Annotated in this window: 5 protein-coding genes; all 5 read left to right on the top strand. The window is 62.0% G+C overall.

All coding sequences use genetic code 11. The annotated features are described in order from the left end of the window. The first annotated feature begins 275 nt into the window (after positions 1 to 275). The 5 genes from rimP to rbfA are packed head-to-tail and all read left to right on the top strand — an operon-like array spanning position 276 to position 6273. A complete protein-coding gene (gene rimP / locus B7G66_RS08430) occupies positions 276 to 908 on the top strand; it encodes a ribosome maturation factor RimP (protein WP_003617017.1) in 633 nt (210 codons plus the stop codon). Between the two features lie 20 nt (positions 909 to 928). Further along, positions 929 to 2479 (top strand): transcription termination factor NusA, encoded by a 1551-nt coding sequence (gene nusA, locus B7G66_RS08425; protein ID WP_003617019.1) that lies wholly within the window; start codon positions 929 to 931, stop codon positions 2477 to 2479. Then, positions 2442 to 3134, top strand: a complete 693-nt coding sequence (locus B7G66_RS08420) for an RNA-binding protein (RefSeq protein ID WP_080545390.1) — start codon at positions 2442 to 2444, stop codon at positions 3132 to 3134. Before nusA ends, B7G66_RS08420 begins: the two co-directional genes overlap by 38 nt. Continuing rightward, positions 3131 to 5836 carry a translation initiation factor IF-2 gene (gene infB, locus B7G66_RS08415; protein WP_003617023.1) on the top strand — a complete coding sequence of 902 codons (2706 nt, stop codon included), beginning with the start codon at positions 3131 to 3133 and terminating at the stop codon, positions 5834 to 5836. The genes B7G66_RS08420 and infB overlap by 4 nt, the downstream gene beginning before the upstream one ends. Next, positions 5833 to 6273 carry a 30S ribosome-binding factor RbfA gene (rbfA, locus tag B7G66_RS08410; protein WP_003617025.1) on the top strand — a complete coding sequence of 147 codons (441 nt, stop codon included), beginning with the start codon at positions 5833 to 5835 and terminating at the stop codon, positions 6271 to 6273. Before infB ends, rbfA begins: the two co-directional genes overlap by 4 nt. The last annotated feature ends 223 nt before the right edge of the window (positions 6274 to 6496 follow it).

Genomic DNA, 6496 nt, shown 5'->3' with positions numbered 1-6496 from the left:
CGGCGGCTGCCGGTCTGGCGTTGTGGCTGGCGGGATGGTTCCGTCGGCGGGGCGGACATCGGCGTCATGTTATTATAATGAGGGGGCCGGCAGGGGGTGGCAAGCGTTTAAGACGCGCACAATGTTACCCATGGCTTAAAAAAGCGTTCACATACGCATTTCCCATCCCTGCATTATATAGAACTTGCGAACTGACGGATCATGGCCTAAGTATTCGGGCAATTCCTTCAATTTACGATTATTTGGGGGGTGGCCGCAGGGCCGCCTTTTTTGCATTGGACGCAGATCTGCCTTCCCTGACTGGCCTTGACGCCCGCATTGCCGACATGATCGGCCCTGCGCTGGTGGATATGGGGTTCGAGCTTGTCCGCGTGGCGGTCATGGGCCGCGAATCCCCCACGGTCCAGATCATGGCCGACCGTGCCGATGGTTCGCAGATCACCATTAATGACTGTGAGCAGATCAGTCACGCGGTCGGTGCAATCCTGGATGTGGAAGACCCGCTGTCGGGGGAGTGGACGCTGGAGGTCTCATCCGCCGGGATCGACCGTCCCCTGACGCGCCCCAAGGACTGGGACCGTTATGCCGGTCATCTGGCAAAGGCGGAGATGAATATGCCCGTCGATGGCCGCAAGCGGTTTTCGGGCATCGTGCTGGGCGCGCGCGACGGGCATGGGCTGATGCGCCTTGACGACGGGGCCGAGGTGGCGTTGCCTTTCGAGGAGATGCGCAAGGCGCGGCTGGTACTGACCGATGCGCTGATCGAGGCGAGCGCGCGTATGGCGCATCCCGGCGAAGATGCGTCGCAGACCGATACTGATGAGGACCCGACGGCCGAGTCGCCGGACGGGATGTTGGAACAGACTCGCGGTCGGCGTGGCGGCAAGCCGTCGCGCAAGGCCCACTGAAAGACGCTCTGGAGACCCTGATGGATACGTCCGTTTCCCGTCCTGAACTGTTGCTGGTGGCGGATGCCGTCGCGCGTGAGAAGTCGATCGACCGCGAAGAAGTGCTCGAGGCGATGGAGCAGGCCATCCAGAAGGCCGGCCGCGCCAAGTACGGCCACGAGAAGGACATTCGCGCCACCATCGACCGCAAGACCGGCGACGTCCGCCTGTCGCGCTGGACCGAAGCGGTGGAGGAAGTGGAGAACGAGGAAACGCAGATCCCGCTCCATATCGCGCGTAAGTTCCGGCCGGAAATCCAGTTGGGCGAACATCTGATCGACCCGTTGCCGCCGATCGATTTCGGGCGCATCGCCGCCCAGACGGCCAAGCAGGTCATTGTCCAGCGCGTGCGCGAATATGAGCGCAAGCGCCAGTATAACGACTTCAAGGACCGCGTGGGCGAGATCGTCAACGGCACCGTCAAGCGTACCGAATACGGCAACCTGATGGTGGAAATCGGCAGTTCCGAGGCGCTGTTGCGGCGCGATGAACTGATCCCGCGCGAAAGCTTCCGCAATTCAGATCGCGTGCGTGCCTATATCTATGACGTGCGTGACGAACCGCGTGGGCCGCAGATTTTCCTGTCGCGTACGCATCCGGCATTCCTTGCCAAGCTGTTTGCGCAGGAAGTGCCCGAAATTTATGACGGGATCATCGAGATCAAGGCCGTGGCCCGCGATCCCGGTTCGCGCGCCAAGATGGCGGTGATTTCACGCGATGCCTCCATCGACCCGGTTGGCGCGTGCGTCGGTATGCGCGGGTCGCGTGTGCAGGCCGTGGTGCAGGAACTGCAGGGCGAGAAAATCGACATCATCCCGTGGAGCCCGCAGGCCGCGACCTTCGTGGTCAACGCGCTGGCGCCCGCGGAAGTCAGCAAGGTGGTGATGGATGAAGAGGCCGGCAGGGTCGAAGTGGTCGTCCCGGACGAGCAGCTCAGCCTTGCCATCGGTCGTCGTGGTCAGAATGTGCGCCTTGCCAGCCAGTTGACGCGCTGGGATATCGACATCCTGACCGAAGCCGAGGAATCGGAGCGCCGACAGGAAGAATTCCGCCGCCGCAGCAACCAGTTTGTCGAGGCGCTTGACGTTGATGACGTGATCGCGGGCCTGCTGGTGACAGAAGGTTTCCATTCTATCGAGGAACTGGCCTTCGCCGATGCCGACGAACTGGCCGGGATCGAAGGCTTTGACGAGGATGTCGCCAGTGAACTGGTGCGTCGCGCCGAAGGTTTCCTTGCGCGTCGCGAAGAGGAAATGGACGAAAAGCGCCGTGCCCTTGGGGTATCGGACGATATCGCGGCCCTTGGAGTCTTTACGGTCCAGATGCTGGTGACGCTGGGGGAAAAGGGCGTCAAGACGCTTGATGACCTTGCGGATCTGGCGGGTGATGAACTGGTCGATATCCTTGGCGGCGATGCGATTGACGAGGAGGCGGCCAACGAAATCATCATGGCCGCACGTGCGCACTGGTTCGAGGGTGACGAGTCGGGGGCGGATGAAGCCCCTGAACAGCAGGAGAATTCCGACGTCTGAGGAATATCCCATAGAAGATCACGAGGAGCAGGAAGAGCGCGGCCCACTGCGCCGTTGCGCGGTAACGCGTGAACGCCTGCCCCGTGAAACGATGGTCCGGTTTGTCATTTCGCCAGACCGGATCGTGACCCCCGATCTTTCCGCGCGTCTGCCCGGACGGGGAATTTGGTTGAGCGCACGGCGGGATGTGCTAGAAACGGCACAGACGCGTGGCGCGTTTGCACGTGCCGCGCGCGGACAGGTTGTCATTCCGCCTGATCTGGCCCATCTGATTGAAGATGGACTGGAACGCAGGATGATGGATGTCCTGGGACTTGCACGGCGGGCCGGACAGGTTGTCTGTGGTTTTGCCAAGGTGCGGGAATGGGTCGTGGGCGGTCGCGCAGCACTGGTTATCCAGGCGGCGGACGGGAGCCCGGACGAGAGGATGAGAGTTTTGTCCGGTGCACGGGATCTTCCGGTTGCGGTGGTTCCTACGGCATTGGCGCTGGGTGCGGCATTCGGCCGTGACCATGTCGTACATGCAGCGATGCTGCATGGCGAACTGGCACGTCGTTTCCGTGTCGAGAATGAACGTTTTGCGGGACTGTCCGGCAGGATGGGACCGAATTCGGCGGATAAGTCCGTCGGACGGTGTGAACAGGCGGGTACATGAGCGAAGGCAACGATCAGGATCAGGGTAAGGGACGCTTGTCCCTGCGGCCGGCGGGCCGGAGGGAGGTCGGACGGACGGTCGATGCCGGTTCCGTCAGGCAAAGCTTCAGCCATGGTCGTTCAAAGGTGGTTCAGGTAGAGGTGCGCAAGAAGCGCGGTGCCGGGACTCCAGGCAGCGGGTCAGGTCCGGCGGGTGGCCGTTCCGGTGGTCGCGCCGGTGCCGGACGGGCGCTGACGGCGGCTGAACTGGCCACGCGCCAGCGCGTGCTCGAAGAGCAGCGTCAGGCCGCGATCCAGCGGGAAAAGGACCGGCGCGAACAGGAAAAGATCACGATCCTGTCCGCCGCCGAGGAAGCACGGCGCAAGGAAGAAGACGCCCGTCGCGAAGCTGAGGAAAGCGAACGCGCCCGGGCCGAGGCCGAAGCGCGCGAGCGTGAGGAAAAGCAGGCCCGCGCCGCCAGTGCGGCACAGGCCCCGGCCCCGGTCGTCACCCCGGCCGCGCCGGTGGTGGAACCTCCTGGCCCGGTCGTGTCGGCCACGCCCATTCCTGGCGAGGTGACGCTTGCGCCGCCGATGGAACGTCTGCGTCCGCTGGCTGAACGTGCAATCATGCCGTCCAAGCCTGTAACGCCGTCGCGTCCTGCACCTGCGCGCACCGCTTCGGCGGCGGCGCCGGCGGAAACGCTGCGCCTGCGTTCAGGCCGTGCCGAAGGGGCGGAGGAAGAACGCCGCCCCAGCCGTCGCCCCGGTGGCAATGTCGCGCCGGGACGCCGTCCATCGGGCGGGGCAAAGAAGAATGACAGCCGTCGTTCGGGCCGCATCGACGTGCAGGCTGCGATCGAGGGTGATGACGACAAGACGCGTTCACTGGCGTCGGTCCGTCGCCAGCGTGAACGTGAACGCCGCCAGGCGGAACTGGAACGCCTGCGTTCGGATCAGGTCCGTGTCGTGCGTGACGTTATCCTGCCTGAAACGATTACGGTGCAGGAACTGGCCAACCGCATGGCCGCCCGTCAGGGCGAGGTCATCAAGGCGCTGATGAAGATGGGCGTCATGGCGACCGTCACGCAGTCGCTGGATGCCGACACGGCTGAACTGGTTGTGCAGGAATTCGGCCATCGTGTCCGTCGTGTCGCCGATAGCGATGTCGAACTGGGCATCGAGGGCATCGAGGACAGGCCGGATGACCTGCGGCCACGGCCACCGGTTGTCACGGTCATGGGCCATGTCGATCACGGCAAGACCTCGTTGCTTGATGCGCTGCGCACCACCGATGTCGCCACTGGCGAAGCGGGGGGCATCACGCAGCATATCGGTGCGTATCAGGTGACATTGGCGTCGGGTGCGAAGATCACCTTCATCGATACCCCCGGCCATGAAGCCTTTACGGCCATGCGTGCCCGTGGCGCGTCGGTGACGGATGTTGTCGTGCTGGTCGTGGCGGCCGATGACGGCGTCATGCCGCAGACGATCGAGGCCATCAAGCACGCCAAGGCGGCAGATGCCCCGATCATCGTTGCGATTAACAAGTGCGACAAGCCGGGTGCGAACCCCGACCGGGTCCGTCAGGAACTGCTGTCGCACGAGATCGTCGTCGAAGGCATGGGGGGCGACACGCAGGATATCGAGGTCTCCGCCCTCAAGCGCACGGGTCTCGACAAACTGGAAGAGGCGATCCTTCTGCAGGCCGAAATGCTCGACCTGAAGGCGAATCCGGATCGCATGGCCGAAGGCGCGGTTATCGAAAGCCGTCTTGATCGTGGGCGTGGCCCGGTGGCCACAATCCTGGTCCAGAAGGGCACGCTGCATCGCGGTGACATCGTGGTGGCTGGCGCCGAATGGGGCCGGGTGCGTGCGATGATCGACGATCGCAACCGTCAGATTCAGGATGCAGGCCCGTCGATGCCGGTCGAGGTGCTGGGCATTACCGGGGTTCCGGGTGCGGGCGAGCAGTTCGTCGTCGTGGACAACGAAAATCGTGCCCGTGAGATTTCGGAGTTCCGTCAGCGCGTGATCAAGGAACGCACCGCGGCAGGCCAGACGGCCGCGCGTGGCACCCTTGACCAGATGCTGGCCCGGATTCAGGCCGGTGCGCAGAAGGAAGTCGCGGTCCTTATCAAGGCCGATGTGCAGGGATCTGCCGAAGCATTGCAGATCACGGTGCAGAAGCTGGAGCATGAGGAAGTCAAGATTCGCGTCCTTAACGCGGGTGTTGGCCAGATCACCGAAAGCGACGTGCAGCTTGCCAAGGCATCGGGCGCGGTCATTATCGCGTTCAACGTCCGTGCAACGGCACAGGCCCGCGAACTGGCGCAGCGTGAAGGCGTGGATATCCGCTATTATTCGATCATCTATCAGGTGGCCGATGATGTGGAGCAGCTGGTGCGCGGCAAGATTGCGCCGAAACACCGCGAGAAGTTCCTGGGGTATGCCGAAATCCGTCAGGTGTTCGACATTACCCGCGTGGGCAAGGTTGCCGGTTGTTATGTCACCGAAGGCGTGGTCAAGCGTGGTTGTGGCGTGCGACTGCTGCGTGACAACGTGGTCATTCATGAAGGCGAGCTGAGCCAGCTCAAGCGCTTTAAGGATGATGTGAAGGAAGTGGCGCGCGGTTATGAATGCGGCCTGTCCTTTGCCGGTTATAATGACCTTCGCGAAGGCGATATGGTCGAGTGCTTTGAAATGGAACTGGTTCCGGCATGAGCCGCCATTCTTCAAGGGACAAGGTAAAGACCACCGGGCCGGCAGGGAAACTTGCCGGTCAAGGTGCGTCTGGCCCCTCGCAACGTCAGTTGCGCGTGGCCGAAGAAATCCGTCGTGTGCTGGCAGATATTTTCGCGCGTGTTGAATTCCGTGATCCCGAACTGGTTGATGCCCGCATCACTGTGACCGAGGTACGGATTTCGCCTGACCTGAAGCACGCGACCGTTTTCGTCGCACGGCTGGGACGTAGCGATATTGAGGCGCTTTTGCCTGCGCTCAAGCGGGTTTCATCCTTCCTGCGTTCCCGCCTGTCGCATATGGTACGCCTGCGTGGGGTGCCGGACCTGCATTTCCAGCCGGATACGGCGCTGGATTATGCAATGCATGTGGATGATCTGTTGCGCGACCCTGCCGTGGCGCGTGACCTTGAAGATTGAGGGGATGCCCTGAATACGGCAGATCTGTGGATACCCTCAGCATCACACAGGTTTCCGGTGAGGCTTTTGCCAGAAAGCTTTGAAAGGCGTTACTTTTTAAAAAGTCGCCATCTGGAAACCTGTTGTTTTTAGAGACTGTTTGAAAAGTCAGTCTCAATAACATCCTGAAATCATAAAGATTTTTGGTGAAGCTTTTTCCAAAAAGCTTCAGAAGACGCCGCAT

Origin of the sequence: Novacetimonas hansenii JCM 7643, from assembly GCF_000964405.1 — a bacterium.
GTDB lineage: Bacteria > Pseudomonadota > Alphaproteobacteria > Acetobacterales > Acetobacteraceae > Novacetimonas > Novacetimonas hansenii.
The sequence above is the reverse complement of the archived record's forward strand: the minus strand, read 5'-3'. Positions and strand labels throughout refer to the sequence as shown.

Coding starts and splice junctions, on each gene's coding strand:
- nusA (WP_003617019.1), top strand. CDS start 929: ATGGATACGTCCGTTTCCCGTCCTGAACTGTTGCTGGTGGCGGATGCC.
- B7G66_RS08420 (WP_080545390.1), top strand. CDS start 2,442: ATGAAGCCCCTGAACAGCAGGAGAATTCCGACGTCTGAGGAATATCCC.
- infB (WP_003617023.1), top strand. CDS start 3,131: ATGAGCGAAGGCAACGATCAGGATCAGGGTAAGGGACGCTTGTCCCTG.
- rbfA (WP_003617025.1), top strand. CDS start 5,833: ATGAGCCGCCATTCTTCAAGGGACAAGGTAAAGACCACCGGGCCGGCA.